At 69.8% G+C, this 26,529-nt stretch carries 28 protein-coding genes; 14 read left to right on the plus strand and 14 right to left on the minus strand.

Annotation, left to right across the window (positions count from 1 at the left end):
• The coding region (locus tag KN815_RS05600; protein WP_216340626.1) for a 6-phosphofructokinase at positions 1–988 on the minus strand (988 nt) is incomplete at its 3' end.
• A 209-nt stretch (positions 989–1,197) separates the two neighbouring features.
• On the opposite strand from KN815_RS05600, the gene pta reads away from it, so the two are divergent.
• The 3 genes from pta to pyk all read left to right on the plus strand — a co-directional run bounded on the left by pta (position 1,198) and on the right by pyk (position 5,967).
• Positions 1,198–3,324: a phosphate acetyltransferase gene (gene pta / locus KN815_RS05605; protein ID WP_216340627.1), complete on the plus strand. Its 2,127-nt coding sequence runs from the start codon at positions 1,198–1,200 to the stop codon at positions 3,322–3,324.
• On the plus strand, positions 3,321–4,466 hold the full coding sequence (locus KN815_RS05610; RefSeq protein WP_216340628.1) for an acetate kinase: 1,146 nt from the start codon (positions 3,321–3,323) through the stop codon (positions 4,464–4,466). Before pta ends, KN815_RS05610 begins: the two co-directional genes overlap by 4 nt.
• Before the next feature lie 73 nt (positions 4,467–4,539).
• Positions 4,540–5,967, plus strand: a complete 1,428-nt coding sequence (gene pyk, locus KN815_RS05615) for a pyruvate kinase (protein WP_216340629.1) — start codon at positions 4,540–4,542, stop codon at positions 5,965–5,967.
• A gap of 111 nt (positions 5,968–6,078) precedes the next feature.
• Here pyk and KN815_RS05620 read toward each other — a convergent pair whose 3' ends face one another.
• From KN815_RS05620 to KN815_RS05635, 4 genes are all read right to left on the minus strand, one after another.
• Positions 6,079–7,458 carry a hydrogenase expression protein HypF gene (locus KN815_RS05620; RefSeq protein WP_216340630.1) on the minus strand — a complete coding sequence of 460 codons (1,380 nt, stop codon included), beginning with the start codon at positions 7,456–7,458 and terminating at the stop codon, positions 6,079–6,081.
• A complete protein-coding gene (locus tag KN815_RS05625) occupies positions 7,436–7,966 on the minus strand; it encodes a DUF6114 domain-containing protein (RefSeq protein WP_216340631.1) in 531 nt (176 codons plus the stop codon). The genes KN815_RS05620 and KN815_RS05625 overlap by 23 nt, the downstream gene beginning before the upstream one ends.
• Before the next feature lie 136 nt (positions 7,967–8,102).
• Positions 8,103–8,720, minus strand: a complete 618-nt coding sequence (locus KN815_RS05630; RefSeq protein WP_059147638.1) for a DUF6230 family protein — start codon at positions 8,718–8,720, stop codon at positions 8,103–8,105.
• Between the two features lie 561 nt (positions 8,721–9,281).
• A complete protein-coding gene (locus tag KN815_RS05635; RefSeq protein ID WP_216340632.1) occupies positions 9,282–10,253 on the minus strand; it encodes a tetratricopeptide repeat protein in 972 nt (323 codons plus the stop codon).
• Between the two features lie 138 nt (positions 10,254–10,391).
• Here KN815_RS05635 and KN815_RS05640 point away from each other — a divergent pair, with 138 nt between their 5' ends.
• Positions 10,392–11,066: a TetR/AcrR family transcriptional regulator gene (locus KN815_RS05640; RefSeq protein ID WP_216340633.1), complete on the plus strand. Its 675-nt coding sequence runs from the start codon at positions 10,392–10,394 to the stop codon at positions 11,064–11,066.
• Here KN815_RS05640 and icmA read toward each other — a convergent pair.
• From icmA to KN815_RS05660, 4 genes are all read right to left on the minus strand, one after another.
• Positions 11,042–12,778, minus strand: a complete 1,737-nt coding sequence (icmA, locus tag KN815_RS05645) for a coenzyme B12-dependent isobutyryl-CoA mutase large subunit (protein ID WP_216340634.1) — start codon at positions 12,776–12,778, stop codon at positions 11,042–11,044. The two genes, KN815_RS05640 and icmA, sit on opposite strands and share 25 nt — an antisense overlap.
• Before the next feature lie 151 nt (positions 12,779–12,929).
• Positions 12,930–13,262 carry a DUF3817 domain-containing protein gene (locus KN815_RS05650; protein ID WP_079059741.1) on the minus strand — a complete coding sequence of 111 codons (333 nt, stop codon included), beginning with the start codon at positions 13,260–13,262 and terminating at the stop codon, positions 12,930–12,932.
• Positions 13,263–13,315: 53 nt separating this feature from the next.
• Entirely contained in the window at positions 13,316–13,825 is a 510-nt protein-coding gene (locus KN815_RS05655) for a MarR family winged helix-turn-helix transcriptional regulator (protein ID WP_216340635.1), read from the minus strand.
• A 43-nt stretch (positions 13,826–13,868) separates the two neighbouring features.
• Positions 13,869–15,224 carry an MFS transporter gene (locus tag KN815_RS05660; RefSeq protein ID WP_216340636.1) on the minus strand — a complete coding sequence of 452 codons (1,356 nt, stop codon included), beginning with the start codon at positions 15,222–15,224 and terminating at the stop codon, positions 13,869–13,871.
• 80 nt (positions 15,225–15,304) lie between these two features.
• Between KN815_RS05660 and KN815_RS05665 the strand changes: the two genes are divergently transcribed.
• Positions 15,305–16,294: an ArsR/SmtB family transcription factor gene (locus KN815_RS05665; RefSeq protein ID WP_216340637.1), complete on the plus strand. Its 990-nt coding sequence runs from the start codon at positions 15,305–15,307 to the stop codon at positions 16,292–16,294.
• A gap of 59 nt (positions 16,295–16,353) precedes the next feature.
• Here KN815_RS05665 and KN815_RS05670 read toward each other — a convergent pair whose 3' ends face one another.
• Both KN815_RS05670 and KN815_RS05675 read right to left on the minus strand, forming a co-directional pair.
• Complete coding sequence (locus KN815_RS05670) at positions 16,354–16,647, minus strand: MTH1187 family thiamine-binding protein (protein ID WP_216340638.1); 294 nt, start codon at positions 16,645–16,647, stop codon at positions 16,354–16,356.
• The gene (locus KN815_RS05675; protein WP_216340639.1) at positions 16,644–16,988 is read right to left on the minus strand and encodes a DUF3817 domain-containing protein; all 345 of its coding nucleotides are present in this window, start codon (positions 16,986–16,988) and stop codon (positions 16,644–16,646) included. The genes KN815_RS05670 and KN815_RS05675 overlap by 4 nt, the downstream gene beginning before the upstream one ends.
• A gap of 178 nt (positions 16,989–17,166) precedes the next feature.
• On the opposite strand from KN815_RS05675, the gene KN815_RS05680 reads away from it, so the two are divergent.
• From KN815_RS05680 to KN815_RS05720, 9 genes are all read left to right on the plus strand, one after another.
• Positions 17,167–17,805: an AIM24 family protein gene (locus tag KN815_RS05680; RefSeq protein ID WP_216340640.1), complete on the plus strand. Its 639-nt coding sequence runs from the start codon at positions 17,167–17,169 to the stop codon at positions 17,803–17,805.
• Complete coding sequence (locus KN815_RS05685; protein WP_216340641.1) at positions 17,805–18,455, plus strand: AIM24 family protein; 651 nt, start codon at positions 17,805–17,807, stop codon at positions 18,453–18,455. The genes KN815_RS05680 and KN815_RS05685 overlap by 1 nt, the downstream gene beginning before the upstream one ends.
• The gene (locus KN815_RS05690; protein ID WP_216340642.1) at positions 18,452–19,132 is read left to right on the plus strand and encodes an AIM24 family protein; all 681 of its coding nucleotides are present in this window, start codon (positions 18,452–18,454) and stop codon (positions 19,130–19,132) included. The genes KN815_RS05685 and KN815_RS05690 overlap by 4 nt, the downstream gene beginning before the upstream one ends.
• 94 nt (positions 19,133–19,226) lie before the next feature.
• Entirely contained in the window at positions 19,227–19,703 is a 477-nt protein-coding gene (locus KN815_RS05695) for a MarR family winged helix-turn-helix transcriptional regulator (RefSeq protein ID WP_216340643.1), read from the plus strand.
• A 358-nt stretch (positions 19,704–20,061) separates the two neighbouring features.
• Positions 20,062–20,805, plus strand: coding sequence for an IclR family transcriptional regulator (locus KN815_RS05700; protein WP_216340644.1), 744 nt, complete (start codon positions 20,062–20,064; stop codon positions 20,803–20,805).
• Positions 20,806–20,830: 25 nt separating this feature from the next.
• Positions 20,831–20,986, plus strand: a complete 156-nt coding sequence (locus KN815_RS05705; protein WP_216340645.1) for a hypothetical protein — start codon at positions 20,831–20,833, stop codon at positions 20,984–20,986.
• Between the two features lie 42 nt (positions 20,987–21,028).
• Positions 21,029–22,540 carry an ABC transporter substrate-binding protein/permease gene (locus tag KN815_RS05710; RefSeq protein ID WP_216340646.1) on the plus strand — a complete coding sequence of 504 codons (1,512 nt, stop codon included), beginning with the start codon at positions 21,029–21,031 and terminating at the stop codon, positions 22,538–22,540.
• Positions 22,540–23,271, plus strand: a complete 732-nt coding sequence (locus KN815_RS05715; RefSeq protein WP_216340647.1) for an amino acid ABC transporter ATP-binding protein — start codon at positions 22,540–22,542, stop codon at positions 23,269–23,271. Before KN815_RS05710 ends, KN815_RS05715 begins: the two co-directional genes overlap by 1 nt.
• 89 nt (positions 23,272–23,360) lie before the next feature.
• The gene (locus tag KN815_RS05720; protein WP_216340648.1) at positions 23,361–23,945 is read left to right on the plus strand and encodes a HutD/Ves family protein; all 585 of its coding nucleotides are present in this window, start codon (positions 23,361–23,363) and stop codon (positions 23,943–23,945) included.
• Between the two features lie 167 nt (positions 23,946–24,112).
• On the opposite strand, the gene KN815_RS05725 is transcribed toward KN815_RS05720, so the two are convergent.
• Genes KN815_RS05725 through KN815_RS05735 form a run of 3 tightly spaced genes read right to left on the minus strand, consistent with a single transcriptional unit; the run spans position 24,113 to position 26,508 of the window.
• A complete protein-coding gene (locus tag KN815_RS05725) occupies positions 24,113–25,054 on the minus strand; it encodes an urease accessory protein UreD (protein WP_372458272.1) in 942 nt (313 codons plus the stop codon).
• Complete coding sequence (gene ureG / locus KN815_RS05730) at positions 25,051–25,761, minus strand: urease accessory protein UreG (protein WP_253208786.1); 711 nt, start codon at positions 25,759–25,761, stop codon at positions 25,051–25,053. The genes KN815_RS05725 and ureG overlap by 4 nt, the downstream gene beginning before the upstream one ends.
• A gap of 60 nt (positions 25,762–25,821) precedes the next feature.
• Positions 25,822–26,508, minus strand: coding sequence for an urease accessory protein UreF (locus tag KN815_RS05735; protein ID WP_216340657.1), 687 nt, complete (start codon positions 26,506–26,508; stop codon positions 25,822–25,824).
• Positions 26,509–26,529 lie beyond the last annotated feature (21 nt).

Consider the following 26,529-nt stretch of genomic DNA (forward strand, 5'->3'; position numbering starts at 1 on the left):
GAACGGTCTTCAGCTCGGTGACCGCCTCGGCGATCGGCACCATCGTGATGTCCGTGCCGCGCAGCGCGGTCATCATGCCGAAGTCGCCGCGGTGCGCCGCCTCGACGGCGTGCCAGCCGAAGCGGGTGGCCAGCACGCGGTCGTACGCGGTGGGCGTGCCGCCGCGCTGCACATGGCCCAGGATGACCGGGCGGGCCTCCTTGCCCAGGCGCCGCTCCAGCTCGGCCGCGAGGCGGTTGCCGATGCCGGTGAACCGCTCATGGCCGTACTGGTCGATCGCGCCCTTCTGGTACTCCATGGAGCCCTCGGCCGGGTGCGCGCCCTCGGCGACGCAGATGACCGCGAACTTCTTGCCGCGGGCGAACCGCTCCTCGACCATCTTCACCAGCCCGTCGATCTCGAAGGGCCGCTCGGGCAGGCAGATGCCGTGGGCGCCGCCGGCCATCCCGGACTCCAGCGCGATCCAGCCCGCGTGGCGGCCCATGACCTCGACGACCATGACCCGCTGATGCGATTCGGCGGTGGTCTTCAGCCGGTCCATCGCCTCGGTGGCGACACCGACGGCGGTGTCGAAGCCGAAGGTGCGGTCGGTGGAGGAGATGTCGTTGTCGATCGTCTTCGGCACGCCGACGATCGGCAGCCCGGCGTCGGAGAGCATCCGGGCGGCGGTGAGGGTGCCCTCGCCGCCGATCGGGATCAGCACATCTATCCCGTAGTCACGCGCGTGGTCCTTCGAGGTCTCGCATGCCTCGCGCAGCCGGGCGCGCTCCAGCCGGGAGGAGCCGAGGATGGTGCCGCCGCGGGCGAGGATGCCGCTGACGGCGTCGAGGTCCAGCTTGTGGTGACGGCCGTCGAGGAGGCCCTTGAAGCCGTCCTCGAATCCGATCACCTCGTCTCCATGGCCGGCGACCGCGCGGTGCACCACCGACCGGATCACAGCGTTGAGGCCGGGGCAGTCGCCGCCTGCGGTGAGAACTCCGATGCGCATCGTGCTGTGTCTCCTGCTCCCTACGGGTAGATGTGAGCCAGTCCGATTGTTTCATGGGCGGGGTAGTGCTGTATCCCCAAAGCGACCAGCGCCTTAATCACGGTCGCAGGTATTGTCAAGAGGACCGGGCCGTTCAATGTGGCCAATTTGTGTCCCAAGGGCGCACAAACGGAAAACACCCAAGAACGCCAGAGGAACGGAGAGTGCGCGTGACACGCAGCGTGTACGTGACCGGAGTCGAGCGTGGCGACGGACGCCAGGTCGTGGAGCTGGGGGTGATGGAGCTCCTGACCCGTCATGTCGACCGGGTCGGGGTCTTCCGCCCCCTGGTGCACGACGACCCCGATCGCCTCTTCGACCTGCTGCGGGCGCGCTACCGGCTCGGCCAGTCGCCGGAGTCGGTCTTCGGCATGACGTATCACGAGGCGGCCACGCTCCAGGCCGAGCGGGGCGCCGACGAGCTGGTCTCGCAGTTGGTCGGCCGCTTCCACGAGGTCGCCGACGCGTATGACTACGTCCTGGTGCTGGGCAGCGACTACGCGGCCACCAGCCTCCCGGACGAGCTGGGGCTGAACGCACGGCTCGCCAATGAGTTCGGCGCCTCGGTGATCACGGTCGTCGGCGGGCAGCGGCAGACCGCCGAATCGGCCGGTGCCGAGGCCCACAACGCCTACCGGGCGTACGAGGCGCAGGGCTGCGAGGTGGTCGCGGTGGTCGTCAACCGGGTGGCGCCCGGGGACCGCGAGGCCCTCGCCGAGCGGCTGGCCGCCAAGCTGCCGGTCCCCAGTTTTGTGCTGCCGGAGGACGCGTCGCTGTCGGCGCCCACCGTCTCCCAGATCGTCCGCACCCTGGGCGCGGAGGTGCTGCTCGGCGATGACACCGGGCTCTCCCGGGATGTGGGGGACTTCGTCTTCGGCGGCGCGATGCTGCCGACCTTCCTGCCCGCGCTGACCGAGGGCTGTCTGGTGGTGACGCCCGGGGACCGCGCGGATCTGATCGTGGGCGCGCTGGCCGCGCACAGCGCCGGCGCCCCGCCGATCGCCGGGGTGCTGCTCACCCTGGACGAGCGGCCGGGCCCGGACATTCTGGCGCTGGCCTCACGGCTGGCCCCGGGGACCCCGGTGGTGTCGGTGGCGGGCGGGTCCTTCCCGACGGCGGCCGAGCTGTTCGCCATCGAGGGCAAGCTCACGGCGAGCGCGCCGCGCAAGGCGGAGACGGCGCTCGGCCTCTTCGAGCGGCATGTGGACACCGCCGCGCTGACCGAGCGCATCTCGGTGGGCCGCTCGGCCCGGGTCACCCCGATGATGTTCGAGCGGGAGCTGATCGAGCGGTCCCGGTCCGGTCGCCGCCGGGTGGTGCTGCCCGAGGGCGCGGAGGAGCGGGTGCTGCGCGCCGCCGACGTACTGCTCCGCCGCGATGTGTGCGATCTCACACTGCTGGGCGAGGAGGACGCGATCCGCAAGCGCGCGGCCGAACTGGGCATCCAGCTCGCCGAGGCGCGGATCGTCGATCCGCAGACCTCCCCGCTGCGCGAACGCTTCGCCGAGGGGTACGCGAAGCTCCGCGCCCACAAGGGCGTCTCCTACGAGCTGGCCTACGACGTGGTCGCCGATGTCTCCTACTTCGGCACACTGATGGTCCAGGAGGGGCTGGCCGACGGCATGGTCTCGGGCGCGGTGCACTCCACCGCCGCCACCATCCGGCCCGCCTTCGAGATCATCAAGACCGCGCCGGGCGCCGAGATCGTCTCCTCGGTCTTCTTCATGTGCCTGGCCGACCGGGTGCTGGTCTACGGCGACTGCGCGGTCAACCCCGATCCGGACGCCGAGCAGCTCGCGGACATCGCCATCCAGTCGGCGACGACGGCCGCCCGGTTCGGGGTGGAGCCGAGGATCGCGATGCTGTCGTACTCCACCGGCACCTCGGGCTCCGGCGCGGATGTGGACAAGGTCCGCAAGGCGACCGGGCTGGTCCGCGAGCGCCGCCCCGATCTGCTGGTCGAGGGCCCGATCCAGTACGACGCGGCGGTGGACGCGGCGGTCGCGGCGACCAAGCTGCCCGACTCCGAGGTGGCGGGCAACGCCACCGTGCTGATCTTCCCGGACCTGAACACCGGCAACAACACCTACAAGGCCGTGCAGCGCTCGGCGGGCGCCGTCGCGGTCGGCCCGGTGCTCCAGGGTCTGCGCAAGCCGGTGAACGACCTGTCCCGCGGGGCACTCGTCCAGGACATCGTCAACACCGTCTCGATCACCGCCATCCAGGCCCAGTCCCCGGTGTCCCCGGCGTCGCCGACCTCCCCGGCGTCCCCCGCACAGAAGGCGCAGTCCGCGTGAACGGCTCCCGAGTCCTCGTCCTCAACTCCGGCTCCTCGTCCGTGAAGTACCAGCTCCTGGACATGGCCGACGGCTCCCGGCCCGCCTCCGGCATCGTGGAGCGGATCGGTGCGGGCCCCGTCGCCGACCACGCGGCGGCCCTCAAGCGGGTGGCCGACGAACTGGCCGCCCAGGGCCTGGGCCTCGACTCGCCCGAGCTGGCGGCGATCGGCCACCGGGTGGTGCACGGCGGCACCCGGTTCACCGAGCCGACCCTGATCACCGATGAGGTGGTCGAGGAGATCGAGAAGCTGATCCCGCTGGCCCCGCTGCACAACCCGGCCAACGTCACCGGGATCAAGGTGGCCCGCGCGCTGCGCCCGGACCTGCCGCAGGTCGCGGTCTTCGACACGGCGTTCCACTCGACCATCCCGGAGGCGGCGGCGCGCTACGCGATCGACGTGGCGACCGCCGACCGCTGGGGGGTGCGGCGCTACGGCTTCCACGGCACCTCGCACGCGTATGTCTCCCGGGCCACCGCCGCCCTGCTGGGCAAGGACCCCGCGGAGGTCAACACGATCGTGCTGCACCTGGGCAACGGGGCCAGTGCCTCGGCGGTGCGCGGCGGCGTCTGCGTGGAGACCTCGATGGGGCTGACCCCGTTGGAGGGGCTGGTGATGGGTACCCGCTCGGGAGACATCGACCCGGCAGCGATCTTCCATCTGTCCCGGGTGGGCGGTATGTCGACCGATGAGATCGACACGCTGCTCAACAAGCGCAGCGGGCTGGCCGGGCTGTGCGGGGACAACGACATGCGCGAGATCGGCCGCCGGATGGGCGAGGGCGATCAGGCCGCCCAGCTCGCCTTCGACATCTACATCCACCGACTGCGGAAGTATGTGGGCGCGTACACCGCGGTACTCGGGCGGGTGGACGCCATCGCGTTCACCGCCGGTGTGGGGGAGAACTCCGCGGCGGTACGTCAGGCGGCGATGCGCGACCTCACCGCGTTCGGCATCGAGGTGGACGGCGTCCGCAACGCACTGCGCTCCGCCGCGGCGCGGCTGATCTCCACGGAGGCCAGCCGGGTCGCGGTGGCCGTGGTGCCCACCGATGAGGAGCTGGAGATCGCCGGCCAGACGTTCGACCTGGTCAGCGCGTAGTCTCCGCTATCCGCTCCGCTATGCCCATTGACTGAAATATTCCGCTCCGAAACAAACCGATAGGATCAGCCTCATGCGCCGTTCCAAAATCGTCTGCACTCTGGGCCCCGCTGTCGACTCCTACGATCAGCTCAAGTCCCTCATCGAGGCCGGGATGAACGTGGCCCGGTTCAACATGAGCCACGGAACCCACCCGGAGCATGAGGAGCGGTACCACCGCGTCCGCAAGGCATCCGAGGAGACCGGGCACGCGGTCGGCGTCCTCGCCGACCTCCAGGGCCCCAAGATCCGTCTGGAGACCTTCAAGGACGGCCCGGTGGAGCTGGTCCGCGGGGACGAGTTCATCATCACCACCGAGGACGTGGCGGGTGACCGCACCATCTGCGGCACCACCTACAAGGGGCTGCCGGGCGATGTGTCCAAGGGCGACCAGGTCCTGATCAACGACGGCAATGTCGAGCTGCGGGTCACCGCGGTCGAGGGCTCCCGGGTCCGGACCATCGTCATCGAGGGCGGGGTGATCTCCGACCACAAGGGGATCAACCTGCCGGGTGCGGCGGTCAATGTGCCCGCGCTGTCCGAGAAGGACGTCGAGGACCTGAAGTTCGCCCTGCGGATGGGCTGCGACATGGTCGCCCTGTCCTTCGTCCGGGACGCGTCCGACGTCCGGGACGTGCACCGCGTCATGGACGAGGTGGGCCGCCGGGTGCCGGTGATCGCCAAGGTGGAGAAGCCGCAGGCGGTCGCCAATATGACGGACGTCGTCGCGGCCTTCGACGGGGTCATGGTGGCCCGTGGCGACCTCGCGGTGGAGTATCCGCTGGAGAAGGTCCCGATGGTGCAGAAGCGGCTGATCGAGCTCTGCCGCCGCAACGCCAAGCCGGTGATCGTCGCGACCCAGATGATGGAGTCGATGATCACCAACTCCCGGCCGACCCGCGCCGAGGCGTCCGATGTGGCCAACGCGATCCTGGACGGCGCGGACGCGGTGATGCTCTCCGCCGAGTCCTCGGTCGGCTCGTACCCGATCGAGACGGTCAAGACGATGTCCCGGATCGTCCAGGCCGCCGAGCAGGAGCTGCTCTCGCGCGGTCTCCAGCCGCTGGTGCCCGGCAAGAAGCCGCGCACCCAGGGCGGTTCGGTGGCCCGCGCGGCGTGCGAGATCGCCGACTTCCTGGGCGCCAAGTCGCTGGTCGCCTTCACCCAGTCCGGTGACACCGCCCGCCGGCTGTCCCGCTACCGCGCCCAGCAGCCGATCGTGGCCTTCACCACGGACGCGTCCACCCGCAACCAGCTCACGCTGAGCTGGGGCGTGGAGTCCTATGTGGTGCCGTACGTCGAGCACACCGACGCGATGGTCGACCTGGTCGACGCCGAGCTGCTGAAGCTGGGCCGCTACTCCGCGGGCGACACCATGATCATGACCGCCGGTTCGCCGCCCGGCGTCCCCGGCACCACCAACATGGTCCGGGTCCACCACCTGGGCGGCGCGAGCCGGTAACGCGCCCGACGCGACCGTGGGCACCGTCTCCGAGTGGAGACGGTGCCCACGGTCGTTTCCCTCCCGGAGGAGGGGTGTGCGGCTCCCGAACGGGTCGGTGGTCCCCCGGGGTCACTCCCCGGTCTTGAACAGATGCATACCCGGCACGGTCAGGGTGCCACCGAACTGGCCGGCCTGCGTGACCGTGACATCGGTGAAGAACACCTCGGGGATGTTCACCGGCGGCGGGCTCTTGGGGCTGAAGGTGATCGGGATGAGCCCCAGCAGGTTGCCCTTCAGCTCCTCGGTGTACATGGTCACCGTGCCGTCCCGAATGGTCGAGGTGGACCCTTCGCGCGCCTGCACATGGGTCGTGGTCCCGGCCGGGCCCACCACCAACTGGTGCAGATCCTTGATGTCCACGCCCGAGGCGGTGAACTTCAGGACCTTCTTGAGGTGGCCGCCCTGCGTCTTGACCTCCACGATGCCCTTGTAGTCCAGGCCGTGCAGGCTCAGCAGGGTGCTCTTGAGGGTCCAGGGGTCCTCGGGCAGCAGGCTCGAGGTCGGCTCGGCCTCGGCGTTGTCGTACGCGTCGGCGTCGAACTTCGGGCAGGGGAACGCCTCCTTGCCGTGTCCGTCCTTCGAGGCGGACGAGGAGGGCTTCGGAAGCGCCTTGTCCGCCTTGTCCTTGGCGTCGTCGACGGTCTTCCCCACTCCGTCCACGGTGTCCTTGAGGCCCTTGCCCACCTTGTCCACCGTGTCCTTGACCGGATCGGTGGGCTTGTCGGAGCTCTTGGACTCGGGCGCGGACGGAGACGGCGACGAGCTGGGCTCGGCGCTGGACGAGGGGCTCGGCGAGGAACTCGGCTCGGCCGACTCCTTGGCCTTCTCATCGGGCGTCAGGATGTCGTGGAGCGCGTCCCCGAGACCCAGCGGGTCCAGGGGGTTCTTGGACTTCGACGGGCTCGGCGAGGCCGCCGGCTCCTCGTCCTTGGCACCGGAGGACGGCGCGGTGGAGGAACGGGACGGAGACGGCGTGGAGGTGGCCTTGTCGTCGTCCGAGCCCGCCTTGCCGTCCGAGGACTTCTCAGACCCCTTGGAGCCGTCCTGGGAGCCCTTCTCGGGCGAACCCTTCGAGTCCTCGGCGCCCTTGCCGTCCTTATCCTTGGCGGACTTGTCGGACTTGTCCTTGGCGTCCTTGTCCTGCGAGTCCGACGCGTCCTTGCCGTCCTTGGCGTCCTTGTCCGCCTCGTCCGGCTGGGACACACACGGCCCGGCCTTGTACCGGTCCTCGGGCCGGGGGTTGGCCGAGGCGAGCTGCGGAGTGAGCCCCATGCCCATCAGCACGGCCGTCGGCATCGCGGCCAGCGCTATGGCCTTGCCGGCGGGCACCTGAAGGCGGGTGAGTACCGACTTCTTCGGTGCCGCGTGCCGCGGGCCCGTTCTGACCCGGCGCGGGCTCACTCCCTCCGGCTGCTCGGGTCGGTCTTCACCCCGCACGGTGCCTCCCATTCCTGGCTTCCTGGTCCGGTGCGGACCCGGCCCCGGCCGGTTCCGGCACGTTGTCACCGTTCCCGTCGTCCTGCGGCGCCGCTCCCGGCCCCTCGGCCGGCTGCGCGGAGGGAGTCTCACCCGGTGCCCAGGAGATGCTCATGCCGCCGCCGAACAGCGCGAGCAGGAATCCCATCAGGAAGCCGCCGAAGTTCGATACGGGGATCGACACCAGACCGAGCAGGATCGTGGCGACTCCGGCGAACACCCGCACCATGGGCTGGAACCACATGGTCAGGCCCAGGACCACCAACAGCACCCCGATGATCAGCGAGGCCGATCCGGCGGTGGTGGACATGTTGATGGTGAATCCGCCCGCGTTGACGTCGTTGTACGGGAAGTACATGATCGGCAACCCCGCCAGCAGGCTCAACAGCCCTGCCCAGAACGGGCGCTGCCAGCGCCACGCCCTGAAGGACCCCCGCCAACGGCTGATGCGGTCACTCGCCCCCGGCGACTCGGCACTCATCGAAAACAGCTCCCTGGGGCCGGCGATCGGTGTGATCGCGGTTGTTCTACAGCAGTACAAGCGTGGCGCATACGCGCTGCTGGTCGATGCCCGGGTGAGGGGCAGCGCCGCGGCCCCTCACCCTCAGCTCAACGGATCAGAAGCACTCGTTCTTGCCCTTGCTGACCTTCATCGAAAGGCCGGAGAGCTTGAACGTGCCCGCACTGGTCGCCCAGGCGGTCTGCTTCACGCCGACCAGCGTCGCCGAATCCGACTGCTGACCGAACGAACCGGGATCGGCCGCATCGCCCTTGTTGATGCCAGGACCCTTGTGGGCGTCACCCGCCGCCACACCGATGTCGATCCCACGGAACGTGGCGTCCGCGTTGAGCTGATCGAGATCGATGAAGAGGTTCTTGGCCTCGACCTGCTTGCTGCCGTTGCCCGCCGTCAGCTTCAGCGACACATCGCCGAAGACGGGAACCGGGATCACGACGGACTGGCACAGGCCCTTGAGCTTCGCGCTCTTGAACGCCGACACCGCGACGGGGATCTTCTTGCCCCCGTGCTGGGTGTCCAGCGCGCCGTACTGCGCGAACCCGGTGCCGTCGAGCCGGTCGACCGACACCTTGAACTGCTGACCGGACACGTTGAACGAGGCCGCGAGCGCACCCTGGGACAGGGCGACGCCGATCGCGGCCGTGGCAGCAACGCTCGGCACCATGACAACGGCGAACCGCTTCCATCTGGTGCCGCCACGAGCCACGGACTCCATGACTTTCCTCCTTCTCGGACGTACATCTCCGGCCGGGGCGAACCCCGGACCTGGGATGGGAGAAGTGCTACGTCCTCGGGAAGGAGAGCGCCCACGTCTGACAGGCGCACACCGCACCCGCAACACCGGCGATCACCCCCGAGCGACAACCACTGGCCACGCAATCTCGCGCAACCTCCTGGACAGGCCCTGCCTTTGGGGCAGAGACCCCCCTGTCCACGGCCGACGCCACTGCCGTCGGCCTGCCCGGTGGGGACCCAACCACACCGACGCGCCGACCGGATGCCGAGCTACGGAGGGATGGACCGAGCTTGGCCGATCGTGGTCCATTCCCGGCCCAGGCACAAGGGGTTCGTTACTAGCGAGTAACGGACGGATAACCGAACTGCGGCAGGACGGTCGAGATCGGGCACGCACGGTCGCCGGACAGTGACCGGAAAGAGAGGGAGATTTACTCCAAGACCGGACAAAGCCCGGCCCCGCATTTACTGGCAGTAACAGCGACCGCGTTTACCAAGTTTTGGTAAAGAGCGGCCGCTGTGTTGTTTGAGGAGCCCGAGGTCAGAACAGCACGCGCGCCAACGCGCCGCGCGCCGCCACCACTCGGGGGTCCTCACCGCCGATCACCTCGAACAGGCTCAGGAGATGAACGCGGGCCGCGTCCCGATCGTCCCCGGCCGTACGACGCACCGTCTCCACCAACCGCCCGAAGGCGTCTTCCACATGACCGCCCACCAGGTCCAGGTCGGCCGCCGTGATCTGGGCCTTGGCGTCCGCCGGGCTCTCCGCCGCCGCCTTGCGCGCCTGCGTGGCGTCCACGCCCTGAACGCGCTCCAGCAACTGGGCCTGGGCCAGGCCCAGCTTGGCCTCGCCGTTGGCCGGGTCGTCGGCGAGCACGCTCCGGTACGCCGCCACCGCACCGCCCAGGTCCCCGGCGTCCAGCGCCTGATGGGCCGCGCCGAGCGCGGTCTCCTGCGGCGACTCGGGGACCTCCGGGGCGGCCTCCTCGGCACCCTCGTCCTGGGCGCCGGGTTCAACAGGTGTACCGACGATGCCGAACTGCTGCTCGGCGGCCTGGATGAGCTGGTCCAGCACCTGGCGGATCTGCGCCTCGGGCGCGGCACCCTGGAAGAGCGGCACCGGCTGGCCCGCGATCACCGCGAAGACCGCGGGGATGCCCTGGACGCCGAACTGCTGGAAGAGCATCTGGTTGGCGTCGACGTCGATCTTCGCGAGGACGAACTGCCCCGCGTACTCGGTGGCCAGCCGCTCCAGGATGGGACCGAGCTGCTTGCACGGCTCGCACCACTCGGCCCAGAAGTCGATGACGACCGGCACTTCGGTGGAGCGTTGCAGGACGTCCTGCTGAAAACCCGCTTCGTCGACATTGAAGATCAGACGGGCGGGCGCCGCGGCGCCCCCGGAGCGGGCCGCCTGGGCCCGCGCCTGCTCCGCCTTCTGCTTCGCTTCTCCGGCCGCCTTCACCGCGGCGAGGTCGACCACTCCACTCATGGACATGTTCCGTGGCTGCATGGTCCTATCCTCCCCTCTTCCCGCGGTGAAGGGAAAAGCGCATCGGCCGATGGCCCGGCCGTGGCACACCCTTACGCTACGAGCCGTAGCGTAACTCACCAGGGACGGTCTGCGGTACTGGCGGGTAGGGTGCCGCGCATGAGCCCGTCCGCACGCCGCACCGGGCGCCCGCGCAGCGCCGAGGCCGACCGAGCCATCCTGGGCGCCACCCGTGCCGCCCTGGTGGAACTGGGCTGGGCGAAGCTGACGCTGGGCGATGTGGCGGCCCGCGCCGGAGTCGCCAAGACGACGCTCTACCGCCGCTGGGCGAGCAAGTGCGAGCTGGTGGTGGACGCCATCGCGGCGGCCTTCGACGAACACCTGGAGGCGACCGACCGCGGCAGTCTGCACGCCGATGTGGAGGCCGTGGTGATCCGGCTGGGGGCGCTGCTTCAGCGGCCCGAGACGGGTACCGCGCTGATGGCGGTCATCGCGGAGGCCATGCACGACGAGGCGCTGCGGTGCCGGGTCCGCTCGGCGATCGTGGACCGGCAGAAGCGGCTGGTCACGGTCGGCCGGGAGCGCGCCCGGCTCCGCGGCGAGCTGCCGCGCGAGGAGGATCCGCAGGAGTCGGCCCGCAACGCGGACCTGATCTTCGACACGGTCGCCGGGGCGGTGCTCCACCGGCTGATGATCAGTGCGGAACCGGTGGACCCGCGGTGGGCCCGCGATTTCACGGACCTGCTGCTGTACGGACTGACCGGGGCGGACTCCGGCGGCGCCGCGGCCGGACCCGCCCCGCAGGGGGCTCAGAAGCCGGCCGGCTCCGTATAGATTCCCCACTCGTCGCGGAGGGCGTCGCAGATCTCGCCGAGGCTCGCCTCGGCACGTACCGCCCTCAGCATCGGCTCGATCATGTTGGACCCCTCGCGGGCGGCGGCGACCAGCGCCCGCAGCCCCTCGGCGATCTCCGCCTCGTCCCGGGCGGCCTTACGGGCGCCCAGCACCCGTACCTGCTCGCGCTCGACCTCATGGCTGACCCGCAGGATCTCCAGATCGCCGGTGACCGAGCCCTCGTGGCAGTTGACGCCGACGACCTTCTTGTCCCCCTTCTCCAGGGACCGCTGGTAGCGGAAGGCTGATTCGGCGATCTCGCCGGTGAACCAGCCGTCCTCGATGCCCTGGAGGATGCCGGCGGTGATCGGCCACGGGGGCCGCTGTCCGTCCGGTACCGTGCGGCAGCCGCGCTCCTTGATCTGCTCGAAGATCTTCTCGGCGTCGGCCTCGATCCGGTCGGTGAGCGCCTCGATGTACCAGGAACCGCCCAGCGGATCGGCCACATTGAGGACGCCGGTCTCCTCCATCAGCACCTGCTGGGTGCGCAGGGCGATCTCGGCGGCCTGCTCGCTGGGCAGCGCCAGGGTCTCGTCCAGGGCGTTGGTGTGCAGCGAGTTGGTGCCGCCGAGGACCGCGGCGAGGGCCTCCACGGCCGTCCGCACCACGTTGTTGTACGGCTGCTGGGCGGTGAGCGAGACCCCGGCGGTCTGGGTGTGGAACCGCAGCCACTGCGCCTTCTCGGTTTTCGCCCCGTAGACATCGCGCATCCAGCGGGCCCAGATCCGGCGGGCGGCGCGGAACTTGGCGATCTCCTCGAAGAAGTCGACATGCGCGTCGAAGAAGAAGGACAGCCCGGGCGCGAAGGTGTCGACGTCCAGCCCCCGGGAGAGGCCGAGCTCCACATAGCCGAAGCCGTCGGCGAGGGTGTACGCCAGCTCCTGCGCGGCCGTCGCCCCGGCCTCGCGGATGTGGTAGCCGGAGACCGACAGCGGCTTGTACGCCGGGATGCCCTCGGAGCAGTACTCCATCAGGTCGCCGATCAGCTTCAGATGCGGCTCGGGCGGGAAGAGCCACTCCTTCTGCGCGATGTACTCCTTGAAGATGTCCGTCTGGAGCGTGCCGTTGAGCCGCGAGATGTCCACGCCCTGGCGCTCGGCGGCGACCAGGTACATACAGAAGACGGGGACGGCCGGGCCGCTGATGGTCATCGAGGTGGTGACATCGCCGAGCGGGATGTCCTTGAAGAGGATCTCCATATCGGCGGCGGAGTCGATGGCGACACCGCAGTGGCCGACCTCGCCGAGCGAGTGGGGATCGTCGGAGTCGCGGCCCATCAGGGTCGGCATGTCGAAGGCGACCGAGAGCCCGCCGCCGCCCGCCTTCAGGATCATCTTGTAGCGCTCATTGGTCTGCTCGGCATTGCCGAACCCCGCGAACTGGCGGATGGTCCAGGCCCGGCCCCGGTATCCGGTGGCGTACAGACCACGGGTGTACGGGAACTCGCCGGGCCAGCCGATCCGCTCGAACCCCTCGACGGTGTCGCCCGGGGCGGGTCCGTAGACCGGCTCGACGGGATCCCCCGACAGCGTGGAGCGCGTCCAATCCCTTGGGGGCTTCGCCCCCAAACCCCCGGCAGCCTCGCGTTTGTGCGCGGCGTCGTACCGGGCCTGCCACCGACGGCGGCCCGCCTCAATGCCTTCGGCGTCCATGCTTCAAAAGTACTAGGACGTCCTACTAATTGTCGACGCGACACCGGCCACACTGGGCCGAACGAGGACATTCCACTCCCCCACCGCGCGCCTCGTCCAGCCCCGGACGGGACACGCGGAAGGGACGCGCGGAAGGGCTACAGACCGCCGGTCAGACCTGCGCGGGCGCGGGCTCGGCGCCGCTGACCAGCGGCTCCACCTCGCGGGTGACCTTGCGCTCGACGAAGAACGCGGCCGTGGGGATGGTGCCCGCGACCAGGACCCACAGCAGCTTGCCGAACGGCCATTTGGCCTTGGAGCCGAGGTCGAAGGCGAAGACCAGGTAGATGATGTAGAGCACACCGTGGATCTGGGAGACCACGAGCGTGAGGTCCTCGCCCGTGTCGAAGCCGTACTTGAACACCATGCAGGTGCAGAGCACGAGCAGCATCACTGCGGTGACATAGGCCATGACCCGGTAGCGGGTCAGCACGCTGCGTTTCATGCCCTGAGCGTAACCGCCCGTTCCGGGGCGATCTTCGCCGCCCCCGCTCTTCGTCAGCCGTCCTCGAAGTCCTCCGCGGCGACCCGCAGCGGGCGCAGCATGTCGAAGATCCGGCCGCAGTCCTCGGCGTCGTAGACCCCGAGCCCGAATTCCATCGCCATCAGATCGCGGGTGGCCGATTCGACCACCTCACGGCCCCGGTCGGTGATCGAGGCCAGGGTGCCGCGGCCGTCGTTGGGGTTCGGCCGCTTGTCGACCAGACCCGATTTGACCAGGCGGTCCACCGTATTGGTGACCGAGGTCGGGTGGACCATCAGCCGCTCGCCGATCTTGGACATCGGCAGCTCACCGGATCTGGAGAAGGTGAGCAGCACCAGCGCCTCATAGCGCGCGAAGGTCAGTCCGTACGGTTTGACGACCGCGTCGACCTGGCTGAGCAGAATCTGGTGGGCCCGCATGATCGAGGTGATCGCGCCCATGGAGGGCACGGACCCCCACCGCTGCTTCCAGAGCTCATCGGCACGGGCGATGGGGTCGAACGACAGGCTGAGCGGCTTCGGCACACCACCGACCCTACCGGCCGGTCATATCGTGGTCAGCCCTATCTCATACTTCGGGCCGGGCGGGCCCGGAGACGGTGCGCCGCACCTCCAGGGCCACCAGCAGCGAGCACAGCGCCCCACAGCCAGCCGCCGTCGCGGCCACCACATGGACCGGTACGAACTCGGCGACCGCGCCGGAGACCGCCATCCCAAAACCCTGCGCGGTCATCAGCCCGGCCGTCAGCACCGTCATCGCCCGGCCGCGCAGCTCGTCCGGTACGGCGGCGAGGAACCACTGGTCGAGGCCGAGGCTGTAGGCGATCCCGCAGCCGGTCAGCATCTGGAGGGCCAGCGCCCAGCCGAACGACGGACGGACGGCGTACCCCAGGGCGGGCAGCATCGCCAGAACGCCGACCGGCAGCGTCAGCCGCGCCCGGGCCCGCGGTCCCAGCAGCGAGCCCACCAGCGCCTCGCTGACGACCGCGCCGACCGGCATCCCGCACATCAGCAGCCCGAGCCCCACCGAGCCGAGCCCCAGCCCATCGGAGTACGGCGTCAGCAGGGCCTCCGGCATCACCACGAACATCGGCGGCACCCACGACAGCAGCATCAGCGCCCGGATCCTGCGGTCCGCGAACAGCCGCCGCATCCCGCTCAGCGAATCCCCGAGCAGGGGGCACCTCCCAGCGGTAGCTGGGGGAGCCCCGCCCCCGGCCATCTGCCGCGCCGGGCGGCGGCGGGTGCCGAAGCGGAGCACCAGCGCCGAGCCGACGAGCGCCGCCGCCGTGAGCGCCAGCGCGGCCCGCGGCGAGACGGCGGCCAGCAGCAGCCCGCCGACCCCGAACCCGGCGAGCTGCGCGGTCTGGGCGGTGATCCGGATGACCGAGCGGCCCAGGACGAAGGCGTCGCCCTCGCCGAGGATGTCGCCGAGCGTCGCCGACCGGGTCCCGCTGAACACCGGCGAGATCGCGGCGGGCACACAGCGCAGCGCGAGCAGCGCGGCCACCGGCATCCCCGGCACCACCATGGCGGCCACACATCCGGCGTGCACCAGATCGCAGACCACCAGCACCCGGCGGGCCGGGAAGCGGTCGGCGACGGAGGACAGCAGGGCGCCGCCGATCACATACGGCAGCATCGAGGTGGCGAACGTCAGGGCGCTGAGCAGCGGCGATCCGGTGAGCCGGAAGACGAGTACGGACAGCGCGAGCTGGCCGACCACCTCGCCGAGCATGGAGACCAGATGCGCGGCGAAGACGGCCCGGAACTCCCGGACCGCGAACACCGCGCCATAGCCAACGCCCCCCGGACCCCGCGGCGGCCCCTGGTCGTCACCGGGCGCGAGCTCGGGTCGGGAGGCGTGCGCGTCGGGGCGCGACTCGGCAGGGCCCGTCGTACCGGGCCCGGAGGGCGTTGACATGCCGGAAGCGTGCCCGTACGGGCGGGGCGGGCTCTAGTGTTTCGGCCAGAGCCGAATCTTCGCGATCGGGGGGCGAGACCATGCCACTGCATATGAATTTCGGCGCCGACGATCTGCTGCGCTGCCGGTTCGCCATCTCGCCCCTGTGTCAGACGCATGAGGCGGTGCGCACGCTGCGCCGGACCGAGCGGCACGGCTACCACCTGCCGTGGCTGCGGCGGGTGCGGGAGGCGGTGACCGGGCTCGATCTGTCGGAGCTGTGGCTGCTGCTGCCCAGGCGGGGCGGCTACACCCCGGACTTCCTGGGCCCGCCGCCGGAGGTGCCGTACGCGCCGTTCGAGGACGAGCTGGCGCGGATGCGGGCCACCGACCCCGCCGCCGCCCACCGGGAGCTGGTCCTGTCCCTGGCGTGCACCCCGGGGGCCGCCGACTCCGCGCAGGGCCGGGCGATGCTGGCCGATCCGGCGCGGGCCGTGCAGCGGCTGGCCGATGTGACCGAACGGGCCTGGCGGGCCCTGGTCGCACCGGACTGGCCCCGGCTGCGGGCCCTGCTGGAGGCCGATATCGGCTATCGCTCACGGCAGTTGGCCGAGGGCGGCCTGGAGCGGCTGTTCGCCGATCTGCGGCCCGCGCTGCACTGGACCGACGGCACGCTCACCATCCGTACCTCCGCGCTCCCCGCCCAAACGCAGGACCTGGGCGGCCGCGGGGTGCTGCTGATGCCCAGCGTCTTCGTCTGGCCGGATGTGGTGAGCGGCTTCGCCCCGCCGTGGCAGCCCACGGTGATCTATCCGGCGCGCGGGGTCGGCGGGCTGTGGCGGGAGCCGGACGGGGAGGGGATGGACGCGCTCGTACGCCTCCTGGGCGCGGGCCGCGCGGCGGTCCTCGCCGCTCTGGAGGAACCCGCCTCCACCTCGGCCCTGGCCGCCCGCCTCGGCCTGGCGCCCTCGTCGGTCTCGGCGCATCTCGCGGTGCTGCGCGCCGCCGGACTGCTCAGCTCACGGCGCCAGGGCCATCAGGTGCTGTACGAGCGCACACCGCTGGGCATGGCCCTGGTGGGCGGGGGCTGAACGGCCCCGGGACGGTCGGCCGGTCCCGGTCAGCCGGTCCCGGTCAGTCGCTCAGATGGTCAGTCGCCCAGATGGCGCTCGACCGTCTCGACCTTGGAGGTCAGACCGTCCGTGACGCCCGGGCGGATATCGGCCTTGAGGACCACCGAGACCCGGGGCGCCCGCGCCTCCACCACGGCCACGGCGCGCTTGACGACGTCCATGACCTCGTCCCACTCGCCCTCGATCGAGGTGAACATCGCGTCCGTACGGTTCGGCAGCCCCGACTCACGGACCACCCGCACCGCGTCGGCGACGTACTCCCCCACGTCCTCGCCGACGCCCAGCGGCGTCACCGAAAAGGCGACGATCATGCGTTGACCACGCCCTCCTTACGGGCACGGGCCGCGATCACACCGGCCTCGGCCTCCCGCTTGAGCTTGCGCTCGGCGAAGAAGCCGCCGGTGGGCAGGACGGAGAGGACGAAGTACAGGGCCGCGGTCTGCCACTTCCACTTGGTGCGGTTCCAGGCGTCCGCCCAGAAGACCACGTAGAGGATGAAGAGCACGCCGTGCACCATGCCCATCACCGGCACCGCGTTGAAGTCCGAGGTGCGCTTGAGCACCGAGCAGATGAGCAGCAGCAGGAACGACACGGCCTCGGGCGCGGAGACCAGGCGGAGCCGGCGCAGCGCGGTGGCGGTCTTGAAGTCCACGAGAGCACCTTCGTATGAAGAGGGGTACGGCAGTACGGCAGAACACAGACCGGCTTGTGAATCCATGCACAAGCCTTCGCCCATTGTCGCAGCTTCGCGGGCGATCATGGCCCGGGGGTCACCTTCAACCCCCGGGGCTCCCTGTCCGCCGACGTCAGAGCCCGCTACCGTCGGCTCCGTGGCTCAGTTTCGGCTCCAGGGAAGCAGGGTGCTCGCGGTCGACCTGACCGGCGACTCCGTGAAGGCCAAGAACGGCGCGATGGTCGCCTACGAGGGGGAGATGACCTTCAAGAAGAAGACCGGCGGCGGCGAGGGGCTGCGCGGGATGGTGACCCGGCGCCTCACCGGGGAGCAGATGGCGGTCATGGAGGTGAAGGGGCACGGCACCTGCTACTTCGCCGACCGGGCGAGCGAGGTCAACCTGGTGTCGCTGCACGGCGAGAAGCTCTATGTGGAGTCCAGCAATCTGCTGTGCACGGACTCCGCGCTGCGCACCGGCACCTCCTTCACCGGGCTGCGCGGCTCCTCACAGGGCAACGGCCTGTTCACCACGACCGTCGAGGGCACCGGCCAGGCCGCGCTCGTCTCGGCCGGTACGGCGATCGTGCTGCGCGTCACCCCGCAGACCCCGCTTCAGGTCGACCCGGGCGCGTACCTCGCCCACACCGGCGGCCTCAAGCAGCACTTCCAGGCGGGGGTGAACTTCCGGGCGCTGATAGGCGAGAGCGGCGGGGAGTCCTTCCAGATCCGCTTCGAGGGCGATGGGCTGGTCTATGTCCAGCCGAGCGAGCGCAACACGATCGGGGGTGAGGTCTGATGCCGTTCACCTTGCTCACCTCGCGCATGGTCGAGGCCCAGGTGCTGCCGGGGCAGACCCTGTTCAGCCAGCGCGGCGCGATGCTCGCGTATCGCGGGGACGTACGGTTCACCCCCAGCATCACCGGCGGGCAGCGCGGGGTGCGGGGGATGATCGGGCGGCGGATCGCCGACGAGGACACCCCGCTGATGACCGTCGAGGGCCAGGGCACGGTGATGTTCGGGCACGGCGGCCACCACGTCCATGTGATCGACCTGGTCGGCGACACCCTCTATGTGGAGTCGGACCGGCTGCTGGCCTTCGACGGCTCGCTGCGCCAGGGCACGATGTTCATGGGCTCCCAGGGCGGGGTGATGGGCATGGTGCGCGGCCAGGTCACCGGGCAGGGGCTGTTCACCACCACCCTGGAGGGGCACGGCTCCGCGGCGGTCATGGCGCACGGCGGGGTGCTGGAGCTGCCGATCGACCAGGGACGCCCGGTGCATGTCGATCCGCAAGCCTATGTCGCCCACCGGGGTGATGTTCGCAATAAGCTCTCGACGGCGATCGGCTGGCGCGAAATGGTGGGCCGCGGCTCGGGGGAGGCGTTCCAACTGGAGCTGTCCGGCACCGGCATGGTCTATGTCCAGGCATCGGAGGAGAAGCTGTGAACGGCCCCGTGATCCACGACGCCTGGACGCTGCCCGTCGACGACAACATCAATCCGTACGCCTTCAGCGTGGACCTGAACGGCCAGTGGTTCCTCCAGAAGGGGAAGATGGTCGCCTACTACGGGCAGATCGACTTCCATGGCGTCGGGCTCGGCCACCTCGACCATCTCATCGCGTACAGCTTCCACTCCCCGCTGCACGCGGCGGACTGGGTGGTGGCCGAGGGCCAGGGGAAGATGGTGCTGGCGGACCGCGCCTTCGACGTCAACTCCTATGACCTGGAGGACGGCAACCTCTCCATCCGGTCCGGCAATCTGCTGGCCTTCCAGCCGTCGCTGTCGCTGAAGCAGTCCATCGTGCCGGGATTTCTCACCCTCCTGGGCACCGGGAAGTTCGTGGCCGCCTCCAATGGGCCCGTGGTCTTCATGGAGCCGCCGATCCGGGTCGATCCACAGGCGCTGGTGGGCTGGGCGGACTGCCCGACGCCGTGCCACCACTACGACCACCAGTATCTGCGCGGCTTCCTGGGGGCCATCAGGTCGCGCACGGGGCTCGGGGGCGCCTCGGGCGAGGAGCACCAGTTCGAGTTCGTGGGCGCGGGGACCGTACTGCTCCAGTCCACGGAGGAAGTCGTCGCCGAGATATCGGTTGGCGAGACAGGGGGTACCGGTTCGTGAGCGCGAGCGTGCGGAGTGTAACGTCGAACAGGTGACCTCTAGCCCGATACATCCATTGGTTCGGAATTCAACTTCTATAGGTAGAATACATCCCATGGAGACCGAGAACGGCACGCGCTGGCTCAGCGATGAGGAACAGCGCGCGTGGCGCACCCACCTGGATGTCAGCCGGCTGCTGACCTACCAGCTCGAAAAGGACCTCCAGCCGTTCGGCCTGACCATGAACGACTACGAGATCCTGGTCAACCTCTCGGAGTCGGAGGACCGCCGGATGCGGATGAGCGACCTCGCCTCCGCGACCCTTCAGTCCAAGAGCCGGCTGTCCCATCAGATCACCCGGATGGAGAACGCCGGCCTGGTCCGCCGCGAGAACTGCGAGTCCGACCGACGGGGGCTGTACGCCGTACTGACCGAGCATGGCTGGGAAACCATGCGCAAGGTCGCACCCCACCATGTGGCGTCCGTGCGCAACCACTTCATCGATCTGCTCGCGCCGGAGGACCTCAAGGCGCTGTACGGATCGCTGCTGCCCGTCGCCGAGCACCTGCGCGCCCAGCGGGGGCGGGTCTAGCCGTAGCGCCGCGACCGCCGCCGCTTGACCCCGGCCCCGCCCGCCGCCCGCCACCGGGCCGGCATACGTGCGGATCGCCGGGGTTTCGCGCGCCCGCATCACGCGCGGCGACTGGTCCAGCCGAAGGCGGCCAGGTGGTTCGGGCGTCCATCGCGAAACGGCGGGGCCGGAACATTTCCCGTGCTGAGGGTGGGTGGGCCCGGGTTGTTCTTCGCACGGGGCGCCGTTCCTCCCAAATTTCCGGCCGCCGGGCGCCCAGGCCGAGTCGGTCGTCTCCCACCGCTCGACAGAAAAATTCCCACGCAGTGGAAGAGCGGACTGACTGCTTCCAGTTTTCTTCTCTATATTCCGGCGGGTGATGAGCAAGAAGACTGCTCACGGTCCGGGTCACAGGACCGGAGCCATCCTGGCGGCGTTCGCCGAGCAGACGTCCATGACCGCTCAGGGTGTCGCGCGGCATACCGGCATTCCCATCAGCGCTGTGTACCGGCATCTACAGGAGCTGGTGCAGTGCGGCCTGATCAGCCGGACCCGGACGCACGGCCGGTACTGCGCGGGGTCACTCACGGTGCAGATGGCCGAGAACTACCGGCACGAGATGTTCAGGGGTGGGAGGGTGCGGCGCCGACTGGCCCAGTTGGCGGCCGACACCGATGAGCTGGCGGCTTTCCTCATTCCCAGCGGCCATCACGTGCTGTGCGTCGAGGTCGCCGAGGGCTCACGCGTGATCAAGTGCAGTTTCTCCCCTGGTCAGAGCCATCCGCTGACCTTTGGCGCAAGCGCACAGGCGATCCTCGCCCACCTGTCGGCGGAGCGCGTCGCCGAGGTCTGCGAAGCGCACCAGCTCAACCCCGAAGAGATCGAGTCGCTGGAGATCAGCCTCCATCGCGTCCGCGACCGGGGATACGCGATGAGCACGAGTGCCGTGGACGAGGGCGTGTGGGGCGTCAGCGTTCCGGTCTTCGACAGGCTGGGGCAGGTCACCGGAGCGGTCAGCACCATGGCGCCGGAGTTCCGGGTCCGCGGCAACCAACAGGCATTGCTCACCCTCACCCACGCCGCGGCCCAGGACATCAGTCGCTTCGAGGAGCGCCCCTCATGACCATGTCGAACACGAATCCCCCGGTGTGACCGCGACCCACCTCACCCCGCCGGCCCGACCGGTGTGGACCGGCCGCGCCTGCGGGACGGGGCCGGAGCCCGGACACGACCTGGAGACCGGACACGACAGCCTGGCCGCCACGACGCCCGCGGGCGCACTGTCCCAGACCGCGTCCGGGTGAGCTGAACCCGCCCACCACCCCCGAGTCCGAACGGAGTTCACCATGGTAAGAGCGCCCCTGGGGCGAAGGAGAGCCGCGGCCGTCCTGGCCGGGCTCGTCACCTGTGTCATGCTGCTGACGGGAGTCTCGCCGGCCGCCGCGAAGGAGAACGGCCAGGACAACGGCGCGCAGGGCGGCAAACTCGAACGGCTGCGTTCGGGCCAGGCGACCCTGCGCGTGGGCACGGATGCGACCTTTCCGCCCTTCGAGTTCACCGATGCCAAGGGCCACAAGCAGGGCTTCGACATCGAACTGGTCCGAGCACTGGCCGAACGCGCGGGCATCAAGAAGGTCTCCTTCACACAGATGCCGTTCGCGAACATCGTCCCGGCCCTACAGGCCCACCAGGTGGACATGGGCGCCTCGGGTATCTACATCAGCGACGAGCGGTCCAGGGTCATCGACTTCACGGACGTGTACTACCCGGGCGGCCTCGCCATGTTCGTCGCCGAGAAGAACGACTCGGTCACCTCACTGGCCGACCTGGCCGGCAAGCGCATCGCGGTGCAGGTCGGCACCAAGTCCGTCGAGTGGCTCAAGGAGCACCAGCCCCGGGCCCACCTGATCACGGTGCAGACCAACGAGCAGATGTTTTCGGCGGCGCGGCTCGGCCAGGCCGACGCGGTCGTCACCGGTGCTCCTGCCGGGCAGTACTTCATCGCCCAGCACGGCGGACTCAAGCAGGTCGGCAAACGGCTGACGGACGAGAACTACGGTTACGCCCTCCCGAAGTCCGACGCCGCCGTGACCGCGGCGTTCAACGCCGCCCTTCAGAAGATGAAGGACGACGGCTCGTACACCGCGCTGACCAAGAAGTGGTTCGAGGCCAAGAGTGGTTCGGGCGCGAAGAAGGAGCAGCCGCTCCTCAACCCGCGGACGATCGTGGACTCCTGGGGGCAGATCCAAAGCGGCCTGCTGGTGAGCATCGCCGTGATCATGATGTCCCTGTGCCTGAGCCTCCTGCTCGGCACGGCCGGCGGGCTCGCCAGGCTGAGCGGCCTCATGCCGCTGCGCTGGCTCGGCAGCGCCTATGTCTCCGTGATCCGCGGAACTCCCTTCGTGGTCCAGTTGTTCTTCGTCTACTTCGGCCTTCCCCAGCTCGGACTTCAGTTGCCGCCCATGGTCGCGGGCGTCCTGGCGCTCGGCCTCTACAGTGGTTCCTACGTCACCGAGATCTTCCGCGGAGCCGTGCAGTCGGTGGACCGCGGCCAGATCGAGGCCGCCAGGTCCTGCGGCATGTCCCACGCCGCGGCCATGCGCCACGTCGTCATTCCGCAGGCGTTCCTGCGGATGCTGCCCCCGCTGGGCAACGAGTTCGTGTCGCTGACCAAGAACTCCGCGCTGGTCTCGTTCATCACGATCGGCGAGCTGTTCATGGTGGGGCAGACGATCATATCCAGGACCTTCGACGCCCTGACCGTCTATCTCTTCATCGGCCTTCTCTACTACATCCTCACCAACATCATCGGGTTCGCCACCCACACGATCGAGAAGAAGATGGCGGTGTACGTCTGATGGCGCTCCTGGAAACCTTCGAAATCACCAAGGCGTACGGCGACCACCAGGTGCTGCGCGGCATCGACTTCGCCATCGAGCCCGGGCAGGTCGTGGCCGTCATCGGGCCCAGCGGCGGCGGAAAGTCGACCTTCCTGCGCTGCCTCAACCAGATGGAAAGGCCGACCACGGGGCGTGTCGTGTTCGCCGGCGAGGAGCTCAGCGCGACCGAGTCGAACCTCGACCGGCTGCGTGCCCGAATGGGCATGGTCTTCCAGCAGTTCAACCTCTTCCCGCACATGACGGCGCTGCGCAACGTGGTGCTGCCCCAGATGAACGTGCTCGGGAGGACTCGCGAGGAAGCGGAGCGCAGGGGACGAGCGCTGCTGGAGCAGGTCGGCATGCTCGCGAAAGCGGACTCCTATCCGAACCGGCTGTCCGGTGGGCAGAAGCAGCGCGTGGCCATCGCGCGGGCCCTCGCCATGGACCCCGAAGTGATGCTCTTCGACGAGCCGACGTCCGCGCTGGACCCGGAGGTCGTCCACGACGTCCTCGACGTCATGACCGACCTCGCCAAGGACGGCATGACCATGGTCGTGGTGACGCACGAGATGGGCTTCGCCCGCAAGGTGGCGGACAGGGTCGTCTTCATCGACGGCGGAAAGATCGCCGCGGACCTGCCACCGGAGGAGTTCTTCTCCGACGGGAACGACAACGAGCGGATACGCACGTTCCTGGCCAAGGTGCTGTAGGCCGTGTCGCGGATGAGCGACTCTGCCGGGGACCGCGAAGACCACACAGGGCGGGAGAAGGCGCCGCCCGCGGTGAAGGAGTTGACGGCATGACGGGCAGCCAGGTGCTGCGGGCGCACGACCGGCCGGTGTCGCGCTGGAAGAACGGTGGTGGTCTGACCCGAGAGGTCGCTGCCGACGCCTCCGGCACGGGTATGGAGGACTTCGTCTGGCGGGTGAGTCTCGCCGACATCGCCCGGAGCGGTCCGTTCTCCTCCTTCGCGGGCGTGGACAGGATCATCACCCTCGTGGACGGGGCGGGGATGGAGCTGATCGTCGACGGTGTCCCGCACACCATCGCCGACGCGTACGAGCCCTATTCCTTTCGGGGTGACGCGGTCACCGACTGCCGGCTGCTCTCGGGGCCCGCTGTCGATCTCAACGTGATGACGCGGCGCACCCGGGCGACGGCGCACGTCCGAATGGCGCGGGAGGGGTTCTCCGTCATCCCGCGGACCGGGGTCCTGGTCCTCGTGATCGCCTTGACGGGCACGGTGGGCGTCGAGGAGTCCGGCGTCACCCTCGACCGGTTCGACGCCGTCCTGTTCTCGGACCGGGACGCCGGCACCCTTCGCGTCGACGGGGTGGCGGCGGTCATCACCGTCACCACCGCTTCCGGCTCGCCCGGGACGTGACCGGGGCGGCATGCGAAGTGCCGCTCCCCACCGCGGAATCGGGCTCCGGTGCGGCCATGCGGGCCGACGGTGGATCCGGGCCCGCCCGGCGTCCGGCGCAGGTGACCGCGCCGGACGCCGGGTGCGGCCGGGGAGCGGGGCGTCAGGTCTTGCGTCAGGTCTTGGCGTCAGGTCTTGCGCAGATCGGGGGCGGGGACCCCGATGAGCAGCTCGCGCAGGGCATTCCAGGCCGTACGCAGAGCGCGGGTGACCGCCGGCGGGTCGCTGCCCATGATCCGCGCCCACGCTCCGCAGTCGTCGGGCAGCACGCTCACGCCGAAGGCCGGGCCGGTGGTCAGCAGAGCCTCGTGCAAGGCGTCGGCGACCCGCGCCGCGGGGGCGAGCGGAGTGACCGCGTAGAGCGTGGCCATCAGATCGTGCCCGCCGAAGACCGCCGGGCCGGTCACCGAGCCCGGTTCGCGCGGATCCAGGCGGACGGTGTCGACCACCACCGGCTCGCCGTCGGGACGCATGATCTCCAGGTCGCTGAAGAGCAGGCGGTAGGCGTGCCGTTCGCCCCGGGCCAGCCGCCCGGCCGCGATCGTCTCGCCCAGCACCACGGTGGCCGTGGGGTCGGCGGTCACCCGGGTCTGCTGGTAGAAGCGGGCATCCCGGTACGGGATCAGCGGGTCGGGCAGGTACTCGACGTAAGCGTGGGCGGCGGCGGTGAGGTGGACGACCTGGGTGGCGTGGTCGAACTCCATCCGGTGCAGCTTGGTGGCGGCCTGCGTCGTCAGATGTACGGCGGTCCCGGGGCCGCACTCGATGTCGACACGGTTGCGGTCGGCCTGGACGATGCCGCCGCCGGTGGACATGAGGTAGGTCACCGGCAGGTCCGGCCGCCGCGGGTCCACATACAGCGGCCGCATGATCTGGAGCGGGGACTTCTGGTAGCGGTGGACCAGTTCGCTGCGGTCGCCGACCCGCGCATAGCCCAGTTCGAGCAGGCCGACCTTGCCGGGGCGCCCGGCGGCCAGGGTGTCCGGAGTGCCGGTCAGTTCGAGCATCCGGGCCGGTACCCGCCGGGGTTCGTAATGTGCGGGGTGCAGCCGCGCGGGCGCCTCGGTCATGCGGAAGCCGCCTCCTGGCCGATCTGCCCGGCGGCCTCCTGGGCCAGCAGGAAGTCGGCGATGGTGTCCAGGCCCACTCCGGTCAGGGAGTTGGTGAGCACCACCGGCCGGCCCTGCCGGACGTGGTGGGCGTCCGACTCCATCCGGTCCAGGTCGCATCGCACATACTGGGCGATGTCGATCTTGTTGATGACGAGCAGCTCGCACTCGGTGATGCCCGGACCCCGCTTGCGGGGCATCTTGTCGCCCTCCGCGGTGTCCAGCACGAACAGGAAGAGGTCGACGAGTGCCGGGCTGAAGGTGAGCGTCAAGTTGTCGCCGCCGCTCTCGAAGAGCAGCGTGTCCACCTCGGGGAAGCGCTCCAGGATCTCGTCGGCCGCGGCCTGGTTCATCGTCGGGTCGTCCCGGACCGCGGTGTGCGGGCAGGCTCCGGTCTCGACACCGACGATGCGGTCCGCGGCGAGGATCCCGTCCAGGGTGCGCCGCACATGGGCGGCGTCCTCCGTGGTGTAGATGTCGTTGGTGATGACGGCGGGAGTCCGGCCGCGGGCGATCAGCACCGGGACGAGCGCCTCGATCAGCGCGGTCTTGCCGGAGCCGACCGGCCCGGCGATGCCGACGCGCAGCACGCCGTCCTTCGGGCGCCGGATCAACTCGTCGTGGTCATGGTGGTGGTGGGAGCCTCGGACCTGTGTGGGGTCGTGCATGGTGATTCCTTGTCCGCAGTGGGGGTGTCTTGTCGGTGGCAGGCAGGGCGGGCCGGGGCGCTAGCTCGCGAACAGCCGTGCCTCGGCCCGTTCGTGACGGCCGGCCATGATGTCGGCCACGGGGACGCTTCCGCCGAGGTCGGCCAGGTCCCGGTCCAGCGCCGCCGCCACGGTCTCCTCGATGACGGGGGTGGCGCCGTGGAGTACGACCTGGGCCCGGCGGTGATCGGTGAGCCGCAGTCGCAGGGCCGCACCCACGAAGCTGGCCGCGAAGGCGAACAGCTCGCAGGTGACGGCCTGGCGCGTGGTGAGGCCGTTCGCCGCGTGGACGACGCCGGCCACGACCGGCTGGCAGCCGCGCACCGCACCCTCCCGGTGCAGCGTGCGGTACCGCTCGAGCTGCGGCGTCCCGTAGACCTCGCCGGCCAGGTCGAGCAACTGCCGTCCGGTGCGGACGGCGGCCTGCCGGGCCTCCCGGCCCAGCTTGGTCGCGTACAGCCGCCGTTCCACGGCCACCACCGCGTCCCAGTCGTCCGCCGCCACCGCGCGGTGGGTGAGGGCGAGGGCGGTCGCGTCGGCCGGCCCCGCGCTGTGGCGGAGCAGGTCGTGGAGGAGGGCGGGCAGGCTGCGCGGGGTGACCGCACGGGCCTGCTGGAAGCCCTCCAGTCCGTGGGAGAGGGTGTAGTAGCCGCTGGGGAAGGCCGAGTCGGTGAGCTGGAGCCCGGTCAGCAGGGCCGCGACCGGCATCGGTTCGTTCACGCTGGGTTT

Source organism: Streptomyces niphimycinicus, from assembly GCF_018883605.1.
Classification (GTDB): Bacteria; Actinomycetota; Actinomycetes; order Streptomycetales; family Streptomycetaceae; genus Streptomyces; species Streptomyces niphimycinicus.

Bases quoted from the DNA above. Each gene is read 5' to 3' on its own strand.
- pyk (WP_216340629.1), top strand. From the start codon at position 4,540: ATGCGCCGTTCCAAAATCGTCTGCACTCTGGGCCCCGCTGTCGACTCC.
- KN815_RS05620 (WP_216340630.1), bottom strand. From the start codon at position 7,458: ATGGGAGGCACCGTGCGGGGTGAAGACCGACCCGAGCAGCCGGAGGGA.
- KN815_RS05625 (WP_216340631.1), bottom strand. From the start codon at position 7,966: ATGAGTGCCGAGTCGCCGGGGGCGAGTGACCGCATCAGCCGTTGGCGG.
- KN815_RS05630 (WP_059147638.1), bottom strand. From the start codon at position 8,720: ATGGAGTCCGTGGCTCGTGGCGGCACCAGATGGAAGCGGTTCGCCGTT.
- KN815_RS05635 (WP_216340632.1), bottom strand. From the start codon at position 10,253: ATGCAGCCACGGAACATGTCCATGAGTGGAGTGGTCGACCTCGCCGCG.
- KN815_RS05640 (WP_216340633.1), top strand. From the start codon at position 10,392: ATGAGCCCGTCCGCACGCCGCACCGGGCGCCCGCGCAGCGCCGAGGCC.
- icmA (WP_216340634.1), bottom strand. From the start codon at position 12,778: ATGGACGCCGAAGGCATTGAGGCGGGCCGCCGTCGGTGGCAGGCCCGG.
- KN815_RS05650 (WP_079059741.1), bottom strand. From the start codon at position 13,262: ATGAAACGCAGCGTGCTGACCCGCTACCGGGTCATGGCCTATGTCACC.
- KN815_RS05660 (WP_216340636.1), bottom strand. From the start codon at position 15,224: ATGTCAACGCCCTCCGGGCCCGGTACGACGGGCCCTGCCGAGTCGCGC.
- KN815_RS05665 (WP_216340637.1), top strand. From the start codon at position 15,305: ATGCCACTGCATATGAATTTCGGCGCCGACGATCTGCTGCGCTGCCGG.
- KN815_RS05670 (WP_216340638.1), bottom strand. From the start codon at position 16,647: ATGATCGTCGCCTTTTCGGTGACGCCGCTGGGCGTCGGCGAGGACGTG.
- KN815_RS05685 (WP_216340641.1), top strand. From the start codon at position 17,805: ATGCCGTTCACCTTGCTCACCTCGCGCATGGTCGAGGCCCAGGTGCTG.
- KN815_RS05695 (WP_216340643.1), top strand. From the start codon at position 19,227: ATGGAGACCGAGAACGGCACGCGCTGGCTCAGCGATGAGGAACAGCGC.
- KN815_RS05700 (WP_216340644.1), top strand. From the start codon at position 20,062: ATGAGCAAGAAGACTGCTCACGGTCCGGGTCACAGGACCGGAGCCATC.
- KN815_RS05710 (WP_216340646.1), top strand. From the start codon at position 21,029: ATGGTAAGAGCGCCCCTGGGGCGAAGGAGAGCCGCGGCCGTCCTGGCC.
- KN815_RS05715 (WP_216340647.1), top strand. From the start codon at position 22,540: ATGGCGCTCCTGGAAACCTTCGAAATCACCAAGGCGTACGGCGACCAC.
- KN815_RS05720 (WP_216340648.1), top strand. From the start codon at position 23,361: ATGACGGGCAGCCAGGTGCTGCGGGCGCACGACCGGCCGGTGTCGCGC.
- KN815_RS05725 (WP_372458272.1), bottom strand. From the start codon at position 25,054: ATGACCGAGGCGCCCGCGCGGCTGCACCCCGCACATTACGAACCCCGG.
- ureG (WP_253208786.1), bottom strand. From the start codon at position 25,761: ATGCACGACCCCACACAGGTCCGAGGCTCCCACCACCACCATGACCAC.
- KN815_RS05735 (WP_216340657.1), bottom strand. From the start codon at position 26,508: ATGCCGGTCGCGGCCCTGCTGACCGGGCTCCAGCTCACCGACTCGGCC.